The following is an 18,362-nucleotide window of genomic DNA, read 5'->3' on the forward strand; positions in this document are numbered from 1 at the left end:
TAATAACAATGGCTTCAATCGCTCAAGCAGCCAAATCGCTCCTTCTCAAGGAATTCGTCGGCGCGTTCTTTCTTTCCATGCGCCAGTTCTTCGCGCCGAAGGCAACGTTGAACTATCCGCATGAAAAGGGCCCGGTTTCGCCGCGCTTCCGTGGCGAACACGCGCTGCGCCGTTATCCCAACGGTGAAGAACGCTGCATCGCCTGCAAGCTTTGCGAAGCAATCTGCCCGGCGCAGGCTATCACCATCGAGGCCGGTCCGCGCCGCAACGACGGCACCCGCCGTACGGTGCGTTACGACATCGACATGGTGAAGTGCATCTATTGCGGCTTCTGCCAGGAAGCATGCCCGGTGGATGCCATCGTTGAAGGTCCGAACTTCGAGTTCGCGACCGAGACGCGCGAAGAGCTGTACTACGACAAGGACAAGCTCCTCGCCAACGGTGACCGTTGGGAACGCGAAATCGCGCGCAATATCGCGATGGATGCGCCTTATCGCTGATCGGGTTCCCGATCAGTTCGAGCGTCAGATCGGGTTTTCGGTCAGTTCGATGCTCGAACAAGAGTTTATGAATAAAGCGGGCAAAGCAATAGGGCTTTGCTCACGGAAAGGTGTTGGGGGATCCCCATGCTGACAGGTATTGCGGCAGCGTTTTTCTATCTGTTCGCTTTCATCATGATCGCAAGCGCGTTCATGGTGATTGCGGCACGCAACCCCGTGCATTCGGTGCTGTTTCTGATCCTCACATTCTTCAATGCGGCAGCTCTGTTCCTGCTGACAGGGGCTGAGTTCCTCGCCATGATCCTGCTCGTCGTTTATGTCGGCGCTGTGGCGGTTCTCTTCCTCTTCGTTGTCATGATGTTGGATGTGGATTTCTCGGAACTGAAGCGCGGTGCGCTGCAATATGCGCCGGTCGGCGCTCTGGTCGGGTTGATCCTGCTGGGCGAACTGATCTTCGTATTCGCAAGCAACATGTTTGCACCGAAGCTGGGGCAGGGCGCTGTGCCGATCCCGAATATCGCCGAGCGGTCCAATACCGCTGCTCTGGGCGACATTCTCTACACCGACTTCGTCTTCTACTTCCAGGTTGCAGGTCTCGTCCTTCTGGTCGCGATGATCGGCGCCATCGTTCTGACGCTGCGGCACAAGCCGAATGTCAAGCGCCAGTCCATCTCGGCCCAGGTTGCTCGCACGCCCGAAACGGCGATCGAGATCAAGCAGGTCGAAACGGGCAAAGGCATCTAAGGATAAGCATATGGAAATCGGTATCGCTCATTATCTGACCGTTTCGGCCATCCTGTTCACGCTTGGCGTCTTCGGCATCTTTTTGAACCGCAAGAATGTCATCGTTATCCTGATGTCGATCGAATTGATCCTGCTTTCGGTCAATCTCAACTTCGTGGCGTTCTCCAGCCAGCTCGGCGACATGGTCGGGCAGGTCTTCGCCCTTTTCGTTCTGACCGTTGCGGCTGCTGAAGCGGCCATCGGTCTGGCAATTCTCGTTGTTTTCTTCCGTAATCGCGGTTCCATCGCGGTGGAAGACGTCAATGTTATGAAAGGTTGACGGGCAAATGCTCTACTACGCGATCGTCTTCCTTCCGCTTATCGGCTTTCTTATTGCTGGCTTGTTCGGCAATAAGATCGGCGCAAAAGCGAGTGAATACATCACTTCCGGCCTTATGGTTATCGTCGCGATCTGCTCGTGGATCGTGTTCTTCCAGATTCCAATGGGTGATGGTGAAACTGTGCGCATTCCGGTGCTGCACTGGGTCACCTCGGGCGCGCTGTCCTTCGACTGGGCGCTGCGTGTTGACACGCTGACTGGCGTCATGCTCGTTGTCGTGAACTCGGTTTCGGCTCTCGTGCATATCTATTCGATTGGATATATGCACCACGATCCGCATCGTCCGCGCTTCTTCGCCTATTTGTCGCTGTTCACCTTCGCGATGCTCATGCTGGTTACGTCGGACAATCTCGTCCAGATGTTCTTCGGCTGGGAAGGCGTGGGTCTGGCATCCTATCTTCTGATCGGTTTCTGGTTCAAGAAGCCTTCGGCCAATGCCGCCGCCATGAAGGCCTTCGTCGTCAACCGCGTTGGTGACTTCGGCTTCCTGCTCGGCATCTTTGGCCTGTTCGCTTTGTTCCAGTCGGTCGACTACAACACGATCTTCGCTGCCGCGGCCAATTATCTGCCGGCAGAAGGCGCTGCGGATGCAGGTCAGGTCGTGCTGAACTTCCTCGGCTATGAGTTGCACAAGGAAACGGCGCTGACCGTTGTCTGCCTGCTCCTGTTCATGGGCGCTATGGGTAAGTCGGCGCAGTTCCTGCTGCACACCTGGCTTCCGGACGCCATGGAAGGCCCGACGCCTGTTTCGGCTCTCATTCACGCCGCAACCATGGTGACCGCGGGTGTGTTCATGGTCGCACGCATGTCGCCGATCTTCGAACTGTCCCATACGGCTCTTCTTGTTGTCACCATCATCGGCGCAACCACCGCATTTTTCGCGGCAACGGTTGCCCTGGTGCAGAACGATATCAAGCGCGTTATCGCTTATTCGACCTGTTCGCAGCTTGGCTACATGTTTGTGGCTTTGGGCGTTGGCGCTTACGGCGCTGCCGTGTTCCACCTGTTCACACACGCCTTCTTCAAGGCGCTCCTGTTCCTTTGCGCCGGTTCGGTTATCCATTCCGTGTCGGAAGAACAGGACATGCGTCGCATGGGCGGCCTGCGCAAGCTGATCCCGGTTACCTACTGGATGATGCTTATCGGTACGGTCGCTATTACGGGTCTCGGCATTCCGGGCACGATCATTGGTACGGCGGGCTTCTTCTCGAAGGATGCGATCATTGAATCGACGTTCGCTTCGCACAGCCCGGCAGCCGGCTACGCCTTTACGCTGCTCGTCGTCTCGGCTCTGTTCACGAGCTTCTATTCCTGGCGTCTGATTTTCATGACCTTCTTCGGCAAGCCACGCGCTTCGGCGGAAGTCATGCATCACGTCCATGAATCGCCGCCCGTGATGCTGGTTCCGCTGCTCATTCTCGCTGTCGGCGCGATCCTTGCTGGTGTCGTGTTCAAGGAATTCTTCTTCGGGAACGACTATGCCGAGTTCTGGAAGGGTGCGCTGTTCACGTTGCCGACCAACGAAGTCCTGGAACATTACCACCACGTTCCGACCTGGGTTAAGTTGTCGCCTTTCACGGCTATGATCGTCGGCTTCATCGTCGCCTGGATCTTCTACATCCGGTCGCCGGAAACGCCGAAGGCACTGGCAGAACGCCATCGCGGTCTGTACCAGTTCCTGCTGAACAAGTGGTATTTCGACGAACTCTACGACTTCCTCTTCGTTCGTCCGGCCAAGTGGCTCGGTCGTCTGTTCTGGAAGGGCGGTGACGGCTGGCTCATTGACGGCTTCGGTCCGGATGGTATCTCGGCCCGTGTGCTCGATGTCACCAACCGCGTCGTCAAGATGCAGTCCGGATATCTTTATCATTACGCATTCGCGATGCTGATCGGCGTCGCCGCGCTCGTCACCTGGATGATGCTCGGGAGCTCTTTCTGATGACCGACTGGCCAATTCTCTCAACGGTCACGTTTCTGCCGCTCGTCGGCGCGTTACTGATCCTTCTGATCAAGGACGACAGCGAGGCTGCGCGTCGCAACATCCGCAACGTGGCTTTGCTGACGACGGTGTTCGTCTTCATCCTGTCGCTCGTTGTCTGGGCCGGGTTCGATAATTCGAACCCTGGTTTCCAGATGGTCGAGCAGGCTGGCTGGATGGGTGGTGGCATCAGCTACCGCATGGGCGTGGACGGCATTTCCGTCCTGTTCGTGGTGCTGTCTGCTTTCCTGATGCCGTTCTGCATTCTTGCAAGCTGGGTATCGGTCGAAAAGCGCGTCAAGGAATACATGATCGCGTTCCTTATTCTGGAAACGCTCATGATCGGCGTGTTCTGCGCGCTCGACCTGTTCCTGTTCTACGTGTTCTTCGAAGCAAGCCTTATCCCGATGTTCATCATCATCGGCGTGTGGGGCGGCAAGCGTCGCGTCTATGCAAGCTTGAAGTTCTTCCTTTATACGCTGCTCGGCTCGGTGCTGATGCTCATCGCCATCATGGCCATGTACTGGCAGGCTGGCACGATGAACATCGTCGAGTTGCAGAAGTTCAGCTTCCCGGCTGGCATGCAAACATGGCTATGGCTCGCTTTCTTCGCGTCGTTTGCGGTCAAGATGCCGATGTGGCCAGTCCACACCTGGCTTCCGGATGCGCACGTTGAAGCGCCGACAGCAGGCTCGGTCATTCTGGCCGGTATCCTTCTGAAGCTCGGTGGCTACGGCTTCCTGCGCTTCTCGCTGCCGATGTTCCCTCTGGCTTCCGCTGATTTCGCGCCGCTTGTCTTCACGCTGTCGGTGATCGCTATCATCTACACGTCTCTGGTGGCTCTGGTTCAAGAAGACATCAAGAAGCTGATCGCCTACTCGTCCGTTGCACACATGGCCTATGTGACCATGGGTATCTTCGCGGCCAACGAGCAGGGTATTCAGGGTGCAATCTTCCAGATGCTGTCGCACGGTATCGTGTCGGGCGCGCTCTTCCTTTGCGTCGGCGTGATCTATGACCGTATGCATACCCGTGAGATCGCGGCGTTCGGCGGTCTGGTGAACAACATGCCGAAATATGCGGTGGCCTTCCTCATCTTCACGATGGCGAATGTGGGCCTCCCGGGTACTTCGGGCTTCATCGGTGAATTCCTGACACTGTTCGGTGTGTTCCGGGTCAATACCTGGGTGGCGCTGTTCGCAACGACGGGTGTCATTCTCTCGGCGGCCTATGCGCTCTGGCTCTACCGTCAGGTGATCTTCGGCGCACTCAACAAGGAAAGCCTCAAGGCGCTCCTCGATCTGAGCCCGCGTGAGAAGATCATTCTCTATCCGCTCGTGGTACTCACCATCTTCTTCGGCGTGTATCCGGCACCGGTCTTCAATGCGACTGCAAGTGCTGTGACCGCTCTGGTTCAACATTACGACGCTGCAGTTGGCGGAGCCGCCAATGCAATGCTGGCACAGTAAGAAAATAAAGGCGTAAGGTCATGCAGACTGATCTGATAGCTCATCTGACCCTTGCAGCACCGGAGGTTCTCCTGGCTGTAGGCGCCTTGGCACTGCTTATGATTGGCGTGTTCTCTGGCGAGCGTGCAACCACGCTCGTCAACGGACTGTCCGTCGCAGTGCTGATTGCAGCGCTGGCACTGGTTGTTCTATTCCCGGCGAACGGTTCCGCTTTCGGCGGCGCCATCGTCAATGACGGCTTCGGCCGCTTCATGAAGGTGCTGACGCTGATCGGCTCCATCGTCACGCTCGTCATGTCGGTCGGTTTCGCCAAGGCGGAAAAGTTCGACAAGTTCGAGTTCCCGGTCCTGATCGTCATCTCGACGCTGGGCATGCTGCTTATGGTGTCGGCATCCAACATGCTGTCGCTTTATCTCGGTCTCGAACTGCAGTCGCTGGCGCTTTACGTGCTGGCAGCGTTCAACCGCGACAGCGTTCGTTCGACGGAAGCCGGTCTGAAGTATTTCGTTCTCGGCTCGCTGTCCTCGGGTATGCTGCTTTACGGTATCTCGCTCGTTTACGGCTATACCGGCCATATCGGCTTCACCGAAATCGCGCAGGCTGTTTCGGGTGGCCAGCGTGAGCTTGGTCTGGTGTTCGGTCTGGTCTTCATTCTGGCCGGTCTGGCATTCAAGATTTCCGCGGTTCCGTTCCATATGTGGACGCCGGACGTCTATGAAGGGGCGCCGACTCCGGTAACGGCTTTCTTTGCCGCTGCTCCGAAGATGGCCGCCATGGCGCTCATCATCCGCGTCGTCTCGGAAGCCTTTGCTCCGGTCACCCATGACTGGCAACAGGTTGTGATCTTCATCGCAATCGCTTCGATGGTTCTGGGCGCCTTCGCCGCTATCGGCCAGCGCAACATCAAGCGTCTGATGGCTTATTCCTCCATCAGCCACATGGGCTATGCCCTTGTCGGTCTCGCTGCCGGTACGGCTGTGGGCGTGAAGGGCGTGGCGATCTACATGGCGATCTATCTTGCCATGACGCTCGGCACCTTTGCCTTCATCCTCGCCATGCGCACCAAGGACGGCAATGTGGAGAACATCGGCGATCTGGCCGGTCTGTCGCGCACCAATCCGGTGCTGGCAACGATCATGACGATCTTTCTGTTCTCGCTCGCCGGTATCCCGCCGCTCGCTGGCTTCTTCGGCAAGTGGTACACCTTCCTCGCTGCCGTGCAGGCCGGTCTTTATCCGCTGGCGATCATCGGTATCGTGGCGTCGGTCGTGGGTGCGTTCTACTATCTGCGCATGATCAAGATCATGTGGTTCGATGAGCCGGTCGGCGGTTTCGTGCCGGTCGCGGGCGAGCTGCGTCTCGTTCTCGGCGTCACGGGTGCCTTCGTGCTCTTCTACGTCTTCCTTGCTGGCCCGATCGGTGGATTTGCCGAAGCCGCAGCAAAGACGTTCTTCTAAGTAAACGGCAGCAGGTGGTCGAATGCATTTTGCGCTTTCGCCTGTCGCCGAAAATGCTGGCTACCGTCTCGAGGTTTTCGAGACGGTAGGCTCTACCAATGCAGTGGCTCTGGAACGAGCAGCTAGCGGTGATCCGGGCAAGCTTTGGCTTGTTTCGAAGAGACAGGAAAGCGGACGTGGAAGACGCGGTCGTGCCTGGTCTACACCGGAAGGCAATCTGGCCTCCACACTTCTTCTGATTGAATCCTATGAGTTGAAAACGGCGGCGACGCTCGGTTTCGTTGCAGGCCTGTCGCTCGCTGATGCGCTGGAAGCGGCTTTTGCAGCTTCCGGACCAGCCGTACCGCCGAAGATCGGCCTGAAATGGCCGAATGATGTGCTGCTGGATGGCGCAAAGCTATCGGGCATTCTGCTGGAATCGTCCATTCTCGCGAAGGATCGCTTCGCGGTCGCCATCGGCATAGGCACTAACGTCGTGGCGTTCCCCGACGATCTGCCCTATGCCGCGACCTCACTGAACGCGCTTGGCAGCAAGTGCGATGCCGAGACATTGTTTGCCGCTCTTTCCGATGCATGGTCGGTCAATTATCGTGTATGGGACGAGGGGCGTGGTCTTGATGCCATTCGCAAACGCTGGCTGGAGCGGGCACATGGTTTGGGCGGAAATGTCACCATGCAGGTTGAAGGCAACATCATCGAAGGCCGCTTCGAGACCATAGATGAAGCATGCCGTTTCGTGATCCGAGACAATGATGGCGGGCGCGTTACGGTTACAGCAGGCGATGTTTATTTCGGAACTGCTGCAACACTGCGGAAATAACAGCTTTCTTTTATCTTGCCGGGGTTGCAACTAGAGCCATTTAGGTCCAGTGGATGCGGCGAAAGCATGTCTCCCTGAAGTGGGATCAAGTTTTAGCGCATCGGCCCGAAAATCGGAATCGATTTTTGGAAAGCACGATGCCTAGATGCAAAGACTTGCAGCGTTCTTTGTGCCTCCAGAAAGACGCACAAAGAACGCTGCAAGCGCAAACTGATCCAGATACACTTTGCAAGCAGGTATAATTACAAAGGAAATTTCATGGCCCGATCCAATACTCCGGAACTCGTCTTCCTGCCGCTCGGCGGCGTGGGCGAAATCGGCATGAATCTCGCTATGTACGGCTTTGGACCTGCGGATAATCGCGAATGGCTGGTCGTCGATATGGGCGTGAGCTTCGCCGGGCCGGAACAGCCGGGCGCCGACCTCATTTTGCCGGATATCCGTTATCTCGAAGCGGAAAAGAACAATGTGCGCGGGATCATCATTACCCACGCGCATGAAGACCACTTCGGTGCGCTGCTCGATCTGTGGCCGCGCCTGAAGGTGCCGGTCTATGCGACGCCGTTCACCGCCGGTCTGCTTGAAGCCAAGCGTCAGGCGGAGTTCAGTGCCCCGGAAATTCCGATCACCATCTACAAGGCTGGCGAAAAATTCGAGGTCGGTCCGTTCAAGGTTGAAGCGGTTGCCGTCACGCACTCCATCCCGGAACCTGTATCGCTTGCGATTACCACGCCGCTTGGCACGGTTGTGCATACGGGCGACTGGAAGATGGATCCGGAACCGTCGCTCGGTCCGGTCATCGATGAAGCGCGCTTCCGCGCCATTGGCGACGCCGGTGTTCTGGCGCTGATCTGCGATTCCACCAATGCCATGCGCGAGGGTGAATCTCCTTCGGAGCGTCAGGTCGGCGAAAGCCTGCGCGAGCTGATCGAAAATGCGCGTGGCCGTGTTGCGATCACCACCTTTTCTTCCAATGTGGGCCGCATTCGCTCCATTACCGAAGCGGCGCGCGATGCGGGCCGTCAGGTTCTGGTGGTTGGTCGCTCGATGAAGCGCGCCATTTCGGTCGCAACCGAGCTTGGCTATATGGAAGGCCTACCGGAATATCTGAGCGAAGAGGATTACGGATATATTCCGCGTGAAAACGTGGTGATGATCCTGACCGGCAGCCAGGGCGAGCCGCGCGCAGCGCTTGCCAAGCTGGCCCGCGATGAAATGCGCAGTCTGGCGTTGTCGCCCGGCGATACGGTCATTTACTCGTCGCGCGCCATTCCGGGCAATGAAAAGGCCATTCTCGATATCAAGAACCGCTTGATCGACCGTGGCGTCAAGATCATTGGTGATGACGATGCTCTGGTGCATGTCTCCGGCCATCCGCGTCGCAGCGAATTGAAGCGCATGTATTCCTGGGTTCGCCCGCAGATACTCGTTCCGGTGCATGGCGAAGCTGCGCATCTGGTGGCGCAGGGCTCACTTGGCGCGATGGAAGGGATCGGTCAGGTTGCCCAAATCCGCAATGGCGATGTGCTGCGTCTGGCTCCCGGCAAGGCCGAAATCGTCGATGAAGCGCCGATTGGTCGTATCTACAAGGACGGCAAACTGATCGGTGACGAAGAAGAGATCGGCATGGTCGAGCGTCGCAAGCTCGCTTATGTCGGCCACGTCGCTGTTTCGATCCTGCTGGACCGCGAGCACAAGCTGCTCGATGAGCCTGATCTGGTAACGTTTGGCCTGCCGGAAGAAGACGGTCAGGGCGAATTGATGGAAGACATTCTCCTCGACGCAGCAGTCGAGGCTGTCGAGAGCATTCCGCGTGTCCGCCGCAAGGACGTCGAGCTGGTGCGTGAATCCGCACGTCGCGCCGTGCGTGCTGCGGCAAATCAGACGTGGGGCAAAAAGCCGGTGGTGACCGTATTCGTGAATAGGATACGCTGACATCACTCGACAGGAATAACAGCAAGGGAGGTGCTGATGCTCGAACGTTTGAACCATGTCGCGATTGCCGTTCCGGATATCGAGGCTGCGTCCGCGCTTTATCGTGGCAAACTGGCTGCAAATGTTGGCGCGCCGCAGGCCTTGCCGGAACACGGTGTGACCGTGGTTTTCATCGACGTCGGCAATACGAAAATTGAGCTGCTGGAGCCGTTGGGCGAGGGATCGCCCATCGCGGCCTTCCTTGAAAAGAACCCTTCGGGCGGCGTGCACCATCTTTGCTATGAGGTGGAAGACATCATCGCTGCGCGGGACAGGCTCAAGGCTGAAGGCGCGCGTATCCTTGGTGATGGAGAGCCGAAGACCGGTGCGCATGGCAAGCCCGTCCTTTTTTTGCACCCAAAGGACTTTAACGGCACGCTGATCGAGCTGGAGGAAGTGTAATCATGTCTATCATGTCCGGCATTGCGATCTATTTCATTATCTGGTGGACGGCGCTTTTCGCGCTGCTGCCTGTCGGTCTGCGGACGCAGGCTGAGGAAAACAATGTCACGCTAGGCACTGTGGCCAGCGCCCCGGCAACGCCGCGCATCGGTCGCGCATTTCTGCGCACCACGGTCGTCGCCACGCTCATCTTCGCCGTCTATTATTATGTAACGCAGGTCAGCGGTTTCGGTCTGGATGACATTCCGCATTTCTTCCCCGATCTGACATAATCGCATTCGCGAAATCGGATGAGAATTTGAGGGCTGCCTATAAAATGGGCAGCCTTTCTTTTATGATGAAAGAGGGATGCGTGGAGACGCGGCCTGAATCAAAAACTTATGATCTTATCGTAACCCACTGAATTATATGAAGCTAATGGAGTTTCGCTCCTCGGGTCGCATCCCGTTGCGCCGCTGTGGCTGAGCCAAGAATAAAACTACTTTGACTTTGACAATAGATTGCAAATAGTCGCCTGCAAAAGCAGCTCGATAAATCCCACAAATTCAATAGGTTATTGCCTGGCTTTTTTTGAAAGTGGCGGTGAGGGCTGAGGTCCATGCAAATGCAAAAAAAAAGCAAGGCTTTCGCCTTGCTAATAAAATACGCGTTCGATCCGTTTCCATGTTACTGGCGGCTGCGTAGCTCGCGCCTGGATCCATCCTCCCAAGACTTTGACCGCGTGAAAACAACGGTTTTATTCCGTTGTTGCTCTTATGATGAAAAAAATAGCGAACTGCACAGCTTTTGTCACCAAAAATCTTCTTCAACGTCATAATTCTTTCGTGAAATTTTCCAAATGCTGATGATATATCTGTAATATATTGAAATTGAATGTGAATTCGGAGGCGGTGTTTTGCACCCTTGGGCCATTTACCTGCCTCTTATGCCTGTGGATGGTGAAAACCGCTCCGCGCAAAGCTTTTTCAAGCGGGTTTTCAACACAAGCATAACCCGATAAGAAACCTGCAAATATGCTTAATTTTTGCCTGATTCTTGAAGCAAGCAGGCATTCTCTCTGGATCGGTGGTTACGATGCGTTTGTCGCGGTATTTTTTGCCCATTCTGAAGGAAAATCCTAAAGAGGCGGAAATCGTCTCTCATAGGCTGATGCTGCGTTCGGGTATGATCCGTCAGCAGTCTGCCGGCATCTATTCGTGGCTCCCGATAGGCCTGAAGGTGCTGAACAAGGTCTGCGATATCATCCGTGAGGAGCAGAACCGCGCTGGTGCCAACGAAATCCTGATGCCGACGATCCAGTCCGCCGATCTTTGGCGTGAAAGCGGGCGTTACGACGCCTATGGCAAGGAAATGCTGCGCATTCAGGACCGTCAGGAGCGCGAAATGCTCTTCGGCCCGACCAATGAAGAAATGGTCACGGATATTTTCCGTTCCTATGTGCGCTCCTACAAGGATCTGCCGCTCAATCTTTATCACATTCAGTGGAAGTTCCGCGACGAAGTCCGTCCGCGTTTCGGCGTGATGCGCTCGCGCGAATTCCTGATGAAGGACGCCTATTCGTTCGACCTCGACTATGAGGGCGCGAAGATGGCTTATTACCGCATGTTCGTCTCCTACCTGCGCACATTTGCGCGCGTCGGTCTGCAGGCGATCCCGATGCGTGCCGATACCGGCCCGATTGGTGGTGATCTGTCTCACGAATTCATCATTCTGGCTGAAACCGGCGAAAGCCAGGTCTATTGCGACAAGGCTTATCTCGATCTGGCCGTGCCGGGCGCGGATACGGATTTCCGCAACGATGCCCAGCTCATCGATATCGTCAATCGCTGGACGACGCCTTATGCGGCAACCGACGAAATGCATGACGAGGCCGACTGGGCCAAGGTCAAGGCTGACGATCAGGTTTCTGCACGCGGCATCGAAGTTGGTCACATCTTCCATTTCGGCACGAAATATTCCGAGCCGATGGGCGCCAAAGTGCAGGGCCCGGACGGCAAGGAACATCTGGTGTCGATGGGCTCCTACGGCATCGGTCCGTCGCGCCTCGTGGCTGCCGCTATCGAAGCATTCCACGACGATGCGGGCATCATCTGGCCGAAGGCCATTGCACCGTTCGGCGCAGGCATCGTGAACATGAAGCCGGGCGACGAAGGTTGCGACGCCGTGAGCGAAAAGCTCTACGAAGCTCTGACCAATGCCGGTGTCGATCCGCTTCTGGACGATACGGATGACCGTCCGGGCGCCAAGTTCGCCACCATGGACCTGATCGGCCTGCCGACGCAGGTGATCGTCGGTCCGCGCGGCGTTGCTGCTGGCGAGGTCGAAGTCAAGGATCGCAAGACCGGCGAACGCCAGAACCTGACGGTGGAAGCCGCCATCAACATGCTGACGGCTGAAGCATGAGCGGCGCGGCGGCAGCAAAGTCCGAAGGGCAGGTCAAGGCAGCGGTAAAGCCGCCGAAGTCTGGCCCATTCTCGGCCTTCGAACGGATGATCGCGTGGCGATATCTGCGTGCGCGCCGCCGTGAGACATTCATTTCGGTTATTGCCGGGTTTTCTTTCACCGGCATCATGCTTGGCGTGGCGACACTCATTATCGTTATGGCGGTGATGAACGGTTTTCGTGCCGAGCTTCTGTCGCGTATTCTTGGCATTAACGGCCATCTGATCATGCAGCCGATTGATCGCCCGCTGGATGATTATGCTGATCTGATCAAGCGTATCGACGGCATTTCCGGCATCAAATTCGCCATTCCCGTTGTGGAAGGGCAGGCTCTGGTGCAGGGCACTATCGGCGCGGGCAATGGCGCATTGGTCCGTGGCCTTCGCGAAGAAGACCTTGAAAAGCTGAAGCTGGTGTCTGGCAATATTCGCCAGGGCACGCTGCAAGGCTTCGACCAAAGTGGCGGTGTCGCCATCGGCACGCGCATGGCCGAAAATCTTGGTCTGTCGATCGGGGATACGCTCCGCGTGATTTCGCCCGATGGCGACGTAACGCCGTTTGGCGTCAATCCACGTGTGAAAGCCTATCCGATTGTCGCGATCTTTGAGATTGGCATGTCGGAATATGACAATTCCATCGTGATGATGCCGCTTTCCGAGGCGCAGCTTTTCTTCAATCAGGAAGGCAAGGTGCAGTCTCTGGAAATCTTTGTCGATAATCCCGACAAGGTGGATGCGATGCGCGCACCCGTGGAAGAGGCGGCAGGTCGTCAGTTGACACTTGTTGACTGGCGTCAGCGCAATCAGACCTTCTTCTCGGCGCTGGAAGTCGAGCGCAATGTCATGTTCATGATCCTGACGCTGATCGTGCTTGTGGCTGCGCTTAATATCATCTCCGGTCTCATCATGCTGGTGAAGGACAAGGGGCACGACATCGCCATTCTGCGTACCATGGGTGCCACACGCGGCGCAGTGATGCGCATATTCCTGATGACGGGTGCCGCTATCGGCGTGACTGGCACGGTCGCCGGTGTGGTCCTCGGCGTCGTCGTATGCCTGAATGTCGAGCGGCTGCGTGAGTTCTTTTCGTGGCTTTCGGGCACGACGCTGTTCAATCCGGAACTCTATTTCCTGAGCCAGTTGCCAGCCAAGATGGACCCGGGCGAGACGATTTCCGTCATCGTCATGGCTCTGGTGCTTTCCTTTATCGCCACCATTTTCCCGGCCTGGCGCGCTGCCAAGCTCGATCCGGTCGAAGCATTGAGGTACGAATAATGGCGGCTGAAATTATTCTGCGGCTGGAGAAGGTCAGTCGCGCCTATAAGGAAGTCGACCGCGAGCTGGTCATCCTGAAGGATGCCGATTTCACGCTGCGTCGCGGCGAGATGGTGGCACTTGTTGCGCCATCCGGTGCAGGCAAGTCCACGCTGTTGCATACAGCGGGCCTTCTGGAGCGGCCTGACCATGGCGACGTCTTTCTCGACGGGCGTTCTTGCAGCGCGCTCTCCGACGACGACCGCACGGCGGTGCGCCGCAACGATATCGGTTTCGTCTATCAGTTCCACCATCTGCTGCCAGAATTTTCCGCGCTGGAAAATGTGATGATGCCGCAGATGATCCGTGGCCTGACCAAGAAGTCCTCGGCAGAACGTGCGCAGCAATTGCTCGAATATATGAAGATCGGCAAGCGTGCGTCGCACCGTCCTGCCGAGCTTTCCGGTGGTGAACAGCAGCGTGTCGCCATTGCACGCGCCGTTGCCAATGCACCGCTTGTGCTTCTGGCCGACGAGCCGACGGGCAATCTTGACCCGACAACCTCGTCCTATGTGTTTGGCGCGCTGGAAGCCCTTGTGCGTCAGTCCGGTCTGGCGGCGCTGATCGCCACACATAATCACGAGTTGGCCCGCCGCATGGACCGCCGTGTGACCTTGCAAGACGGCAAGGTCGTCGATCTGTAAAAGGCGCCGACCAAGGCGCCGTTATCTTCTCCATTGCTAAGTTATTGAAACTGCAGGCGCGTGATACCGCCTGCGGTTGCGCGTTTAGTATTCGTAAACCCTAAAGTAACTGGCGACTCGAACAGGGTGTTGACTTTGGAACAAAAATAGAACAAAAAATAAACATACGTGAACACAGAGGAGTTTTCCACATGACCGATCTCGTCCACGACGTTTTGTCATTCGTCTCCGTCAGCCTGTTTATTGCAACCTTCGCCATCTGGGTCAGCGCGATCTGAAGTGACTGAAAGCATATCTCCCAAAGCGGAAAACCGGTTGTGGGCACAGATATGCGCAACAAAGCTTAGAGCGCGTTCGCTGAATTTCGCCGTAGAAACGGGTCGAATGGAATGCGCTTTTGAGGGTTCTCTTGTGTACCCCTTCGATACCGGCGGCCGTCTCTCTGGACATCGCCGGGACATTCCCTGAAACTGAAAGCTCAAGGCGACAGAGTCGCTGGCGACCAGTCGCATTTCAGTAGGCGGTCCCATGAAACGGGTGTATGTCCACCCGCACGGTTCAGTTTGATCGGGGTAAATAGAATGAGTGATGCAGCAGCAGACAATGCAGCCGGTGGAAGCGTTTCCACGCCGCGTTTTGTGCATCTGCGCGTTCACTCAGCCTATTCCTTGCTTGAGGGCGCGTTGCCGCTTGGCAAGGTTATCAAACAGGCGATTGCCGACCAGGCGCCGGCCATCGCGGTAACTGACACCAACAATCTGTTTGGTGCACTGGAATTTGCGCAGAAGGCATCGAAGGATGGTGTGCAGCCGATCATCGGCTGTCAGGTCGATGTTGCCTTCGGCGATCACAACGACAACGGGCGCAGCGTCAATCGCAGGCTCGCGCTTGATCTGGCTCCTCTCGTCCTGCTCGCATCGACGGAAGAGGGCTATGCAAATATCGTGCGGCTTGTCAGCCGCTCGTTTCTGGACACGCCTGCGGGCGATCCGGTCCACATTGATGCAAGCTGGCTGCCAGCACTTGCCAAGGACGTCATTGTTCTGACGGGTGGGCCGCTTGGGCCGATCGGTCGCTCCTTTGCGGCAGACCGGCCAGACAGGGCGCAATCGCGTCTGGCGTTCCTGCAAGAGACATTTGGCAATCGGCTTTATGTCGAGTTGCAGCGTTATGCTGGCTATGATCGCGCTCTGGAAGCAAAGACCGTTGCACTGGCCTATGAGATGGAATTGCCTCTGGTTGCCACCAATGAGGCATTCTTCCTCAAGGCGGAGGATTACGAAGCCCACGATGCGCTTCTGGCCATCGCGGAAGGGCAGATCCTCTCCAATGACGACCGCCGCCGCCTGACGCCGGATCATTATCTGAAAAGCCGTGCCGAGATGGCGGCGCTGTTTGGCGACTTGCCCGAGGCGTTGGACAATACGGTCGAGATTGCCGAGCGTTGCAGCTGGTACACGCAAACCCGCGCTCCGATCCTGCCGCGCTTCACCGGTGAGTCCGACGATCCGGAAGCCGCTGTAGCCGAGGAAGCGGGTGAACTGGCGCGACAGGCCCGCGAGGGCTTGCAAATGCGCATTGAGAGCGTAGGTCTCGCGGAGGGCTATACGGCGGAACAATATGCCGAGCGTCTCGAATATGAGATCGGCATCATCACCCGCATGAAGTTCCCCGGCTACTTCCTGATCGTTGCCGACTTCATCAAATGGGCCAAGGCCCATGGCATTCCGGTCGGGCCGGGCCGTGGTTCGGGTGCAGGTTCGCTCGTCGCTTATGCGCTGACAATCACCGACGTCGATCCGTTGCGCTTCTCGCTGCTGTTCGAGCGCTTCCTCAATCCTGACCGCGTTTCGATGCCCGACTTCGATATCGACTTCTGTCAGGATCGTCGTGAAGAGGTGATCCGCTATGTGCAGGAGAAATACGGGCGCGATCAGGTAGCCCAGATCATCACCTTCGGTACGCTTCAGGCGCGCGCTGTGCTGCGTGACGTCGGTCGCGTGCTCGAAATGCCCTACGGCCAGGTGGACCGGCTCTGCAAGCTCGTGCCACAGAACCCGGCCAATCCGGTGTCTCTGGCGCAGGCCATCGAAACCGAACCGAAGATCACGGAAGAGCGTGAGAAAGAGCCAGTCGTCGGGCGGCTTCTCGATATGGCGCTCAAGCTTGAAGGCCTCTATCGCCACGCTTCGACCCACGCCGCCGGTATCGTGATTGGCGACCGTCCGCTGTCGGAACTGGTTCCGATGTATCGCGATCCGCGTTCCGACATGCCGGTTACTCAGTTCAATATGAAGTGGGTGGAACAGGCCGGGCTGGTCAAGTTCGACTTTCTCGGACTGAAAACGCTGACGGTTCTCGAAACGGCGGTCAAACTCGTCGCGCGCAAAGGGATCGAGATCGATCTGACCCGGTTGCCGTTTGACGATGCGCTGACTTATGAAATGCTGTCGCGCGGCGAAACTGTCGGCGTGTTCCAGGTTGAAAGTGCGGGCATGCGTAAGGCGCTGCTCGGCATGCGGCCCGACCGGATCGAAGACATTATTGCGCTCGTCGCGCTCTATCGTCCGGGTCCGATGGAGAACATCCCGACCTATAATGCGCGCAAGAACGGTGAAGAGGAAATCGCTTCCATTCACCCGAAGATCGATCACCTGATCAAGGAAACGCAAGGCGTTATCGTTTATCAGGAACAGGTGATGCAGATCGCGCAGGTGCTGTCGGGCTATTCGCTCGGTGAAGCTGACCTTCTGCGCCGCGCCATGGGTAAGAAGATTCGCGAGGAAATGGACAAGCAGCGCGTCCGTTTCGTCACCGGCGCTATCGATGGCGGTGTCGACAAGGCGCAGGCGAATATGATCTTCGATCTGCTCGCCAAGTTTGCCGACTACGGCTTCAACAAGTCGCACGCGGCGGCCTACGCCATCGTCTCCTACCAGACTGCCTATATGAAGGCGCATTACCCGGTCGAGTTTCTCGCTGCGTCAATGACTTACGATATGTCGAACACCGACAAGCTCAACGATTTCCGCCGTGAAGCGAATCGTCTGGGGATTGAGGTTGTTCCGCCGTCGGTCGTGACCTCGTTCCGCCCGTTTGAAGTCGGCGAAAAGCAGATTTTCTATTCGCTGGCCGCCATCAAGGGCGTCGGTGAAGCTGCTGTCGATCATATTGTGGATGTGCGCGCCGAGAAGCCGTTTGAAAGCCTTGAGGATTTCTGCGAGCGGGTCGATCCGAGGATCGTCAATCGCCGTGTGCTGGAAAGCCTGATCAATGCGGGCGCAATGGATTGCTTCAAGCGTGAACGCCCGGCAATGAGCGCGGGCATGGACCGCATCATGGGCTTTGCCCAGCGCACGCAGGAAAATGCCGCCAGCGGTCAGTCCGATATTTTCGGCTTGTCCGGCGCGCCGAAGGAGCAGCTCATCCTGCCGCAGGCAGCGCCGTGGCTGCCGTCGGAAATGCTGCATCGCGAGTTTCAGGCGGTCGGCTTCTATCTGTCGGCGCATCCGCTGGATGAATATCGCACCGTTCTCGACCGCATGCGCGTGCAAAGCTGGGCCGATTTTTCGGCTGCCGTGAAGCGCGGGGCCAATGCCGGGCGTCTGGCGGGCACGGTGACGGCGCGTCAGGAGCGGAAGACCCGCACCGGCAACAAGATGGGCATTGTGCAATTGTCGGATGCCAGCGGCCAGTTTGAAGCTGTGCTGTTCTCTGAAGGACTTGCGCAATATCGCGATCTTCTGGAAAGCGGCAAATCGGTGGTGATCACCGTGCAAGCTGAAGATCGCCCGGAAGGCATTGGTTTGCGCATCCAGACTGTGCAGTCGCTGGAAGACGAGGCCTGTCGTATGCAGAGGGCCATGCGGCTTTATCTGCGCTCTGCAGAAGCCGTCCGCCATATCGCGCCGCATTTCAACACGCGCGGCGATGGACAGGTGAGCCTCATCGTCATCAAGGATAATGGTCAGCGCGAAGTCGAAATCGAATTGCCGCATCGCTATCGCGTCAGTCCGCAGATTGCGAGCGCGATGAAGGCCATTCAGGGCGTCGTCGACGTGGAACTGGTTTAGGCTCGAAACCCAATCAAACTGTTGATCATGTTTCCTTTCACTGATTCACTGCCTGCGATAACGGGAGTTTTTGGCCATGGCAGGTGAATTCTGGCTTGATGATCATCAGTGGGCAGTGATTTCGCCGCTGCTTCCGACGAACCAACCCGGCGCTCATCGCACCGACG

The 18,362-nt window shown here is 57.0% G+C and carries 15 protein-coding genes; 14 read left to right on the plus strand and 1 reads right to left on the minus strand.

Annotated features, from left to right (window positions below; genetic code table 11):
* Positions 1-8 precede the first annotated feature (8 nt).
* The 10 genes from nuoI (at position 9) to FGI60_RS15210 (ending at position 9,995) form a co-directional block, all read left to right on the plus strand.
* The gene (gene nuoI, locus FGI60_RS15165; RefSeq protein WP_078338429.1) at positions 9-500 is read left to right on the plus strand and encodes an NADH-quinone oxidoreductase subunit NuoI; all 492 of its coding nucleotides are present in this window, start codon (positions 9-11) and stop codon (positions 498-500) included.
* 126 nt (positions 501-626) lie between these two features.
* On the plus strand, positions 627-1,244 hold the full coding sequence (locus tag FGI60_RS15170; RefSeq protein WP_138785906.1) for an NADH-quinone oxidoreductase subunit J: 618 nt from the start codon (positions 627-629) through the stop codon (positions 1,242-1,244).
* Positions 1,245-1,254: 10 nt separating this feature from the next.
* Complete coding sequence (gene nuoK / locus FGI60_RS15175; protein WP_006466598.1) at positions 1,255-1,563, plus strand: NADH-quinone oxidoreductase subunit NuoK; 309 nt, start codon at positions 1,255-1,257, stop codon at positions 1,561-1,563.
* Positions 1,564-1,570: 7 nt separating this feature from the next.
* Positions 1,571-3,562 carry an NADH-quinone oxidoreductase subunit L gene (nuoL, locus tag FGI60_RS15180; protein WP_138785907.1) on the plus strand — a complete coding sequence of 664 codons (1,992 nt, stop codon included), beginning with the start codon at positions 1,571-1,573 and terminating at the stop codon, positions 3,560-3,562.
* Complete coding sequence (locus tag FGI60_RS15185) at positions 3,562-5,070, plus strand: NADH-quinone oxidoreductase subunit M (RefSeq protein WP_138785908.1); 1,509 nt, start codon at positions 3,562-3,564, stop codon at positions 5,068-5,070. The genes nuoL and FGI60_RS15185 overlap by 1 nt, the downstream gene beginning before the upstream one ends.
* A gap of 20 nt (positions 5,071-5,090) precedes the next feature.
* Positions 5,091-6,527: an NADH-quinone oxidoreductase subunit NuoN gene (gene nuoN / locus FGI60_RS15190; protein WP_078338433.1), complete on the plus strand. Its 1,437-nt coding sequence runs from the start codon at positions 5,091-5,093 to the stop codon at positions 6,525-6,527.
* A 22-nt stretch (positions 6,528-6,549) separates the two neighbouring features.
* Positions 6,550-7,347 carry a biotin--[acetyl-CoA-carboxylase] ligase gene (locus FGI60_RS15195; protein ID WP_138785909.1) on the plus strand — a complete coding sequence of 266 codons (798 nt, stop codon included), beginning with the start codon at positions 6,550-6,552 and terminating at the stop codon, positions 7,345-7,347.
* A gap of 258 nt (positions 7,348-7,605) precedes the next feature.
* Positions 7,606-9,282, plus strand: a complete 1,677-nt coding sequence (locus tag FGI60_RS15200) for a ribonuclease J (RefSeq protein WP_138785910.1) — start codon at positions 7,606-7,608, stop codon at positions 9,280-9,282.
* A 36-nt stretch (positions 9,283-9,318) separates the two neighbouring features.
* Complete coding sequence (mce, locus tag FGI60_RS15205) at positions 9,319-9,723, plus strand: methylmalonyl-CoA epimerase (RefSeq protein WP_138785911.1); 405 nt, start codon at positions 9,319-9,321, stop codon at positions 9,721-9,723.
* 2 nt (positions 9,724-9,725) lie between these two features.
* Positions 9,726-9,995 carry a DUF1467 family protein gene (locus tag FGI60_RS15210; RefSeq protein WP_078338437.1) on the plus strand — a complete coding sequence of 90 codons (270 nt, stop codon included), beginning with the start codon at positions 9,726-9,728 and terminating at the stop codon, positions 9,993-9,995.
* A 273-nt stretch (positions 9,996-10,268) separates the two neighbouring features.
* On the opposite strand, the gene FGI60_RS26300 is transcribed toward FGI60_RS15210, so the two are convergent.
* Complete coding sequence (locus FGI60_RS26300; protein ID WP_171058780.1) at positions 10,269-10,538, minus strand: hypothetical protein; 270 nt, start codon at positions 10,536-10,538, stop codon at positions 10,269-10,271.
* A gap of 259 nt (positions 10,539-10,797) precedes the next feature.
* Here FGI60_RS26300 and proS point away from each other — a divergent pair, with 259 nt between their 5' ends.
* The 4 genes from proS to dnaE all read left to right on the plus strand — a co-directional run bounded on the left by proS (position 10,798) and on the right by dnaE (position 18,195).
* The gene (gene proS, locus FGI60_RS15215) at positions 10,798-12,126 is read left to right on the plus strand and encodes a proline--tRNA ligase (protein ID WP_138785912.1); all 1,329 of its coding nucleotides are present in this window, start codon (positions 10,798-10,800) and stop codon (positions 12,124-12,126) included.
* Positions 12,123-13,439: a lipoprotein-releasing ABC transporter permease subunit gene (locus tag FGI60_RS15220; RefSeq protein ID WP_138785913.1), complete on the plus strand. Its 1,317-nt coding sequence runs from the start codon at positions 12,123-12,125 to the stop codon at positions 13,437-13,439. The genes proS and FGI60_RS15220 overlap by 4 nt, the downstream gene beginning before the upstream one ends.
* The gene (locus tag FGI60_RS15225) at positions 13,439-14,122 is read left to right on the plus strand and encodes an ABC transporter ATP-binding protein (RefSeq protein WP_078338440.1); all 684 of its coding nucleotides are present in this window, start codon (positions 13,439-13,441) and stop codon (positions 14,120-14,122) included. Before FGI60_RS15220 ends, FGI60_RS15225 begins: the two co-directional genes overlap by 1 nt.
* Before the next feature lie 581 nt (positions 14,123-14,703).
* On the plus strand, positions 14,704-18,195 hold the full coding sequence (dnaE, locus tag FGI60_RS15230) for a DNA polymerase III subunit alpha (protein WP_138785914.1): 3,492 nt from the start codon (positions 14,704-14,706) through the stop codon (positions 18,193-18,195).
* The last annotated feature ends 167 nt before the right edge of the window (positions 18,196-18,362 follow it).

It is taken from the genome of Brucella haematophila (assembly GCF_005938105.1).
Classification (GTDB): domain Bacteria; phylum Pseudomonadota; class Alphaproteobacteria; order Rhizobiales; family Rhizobiaceae; genus Brucella; species Brucella haematophila.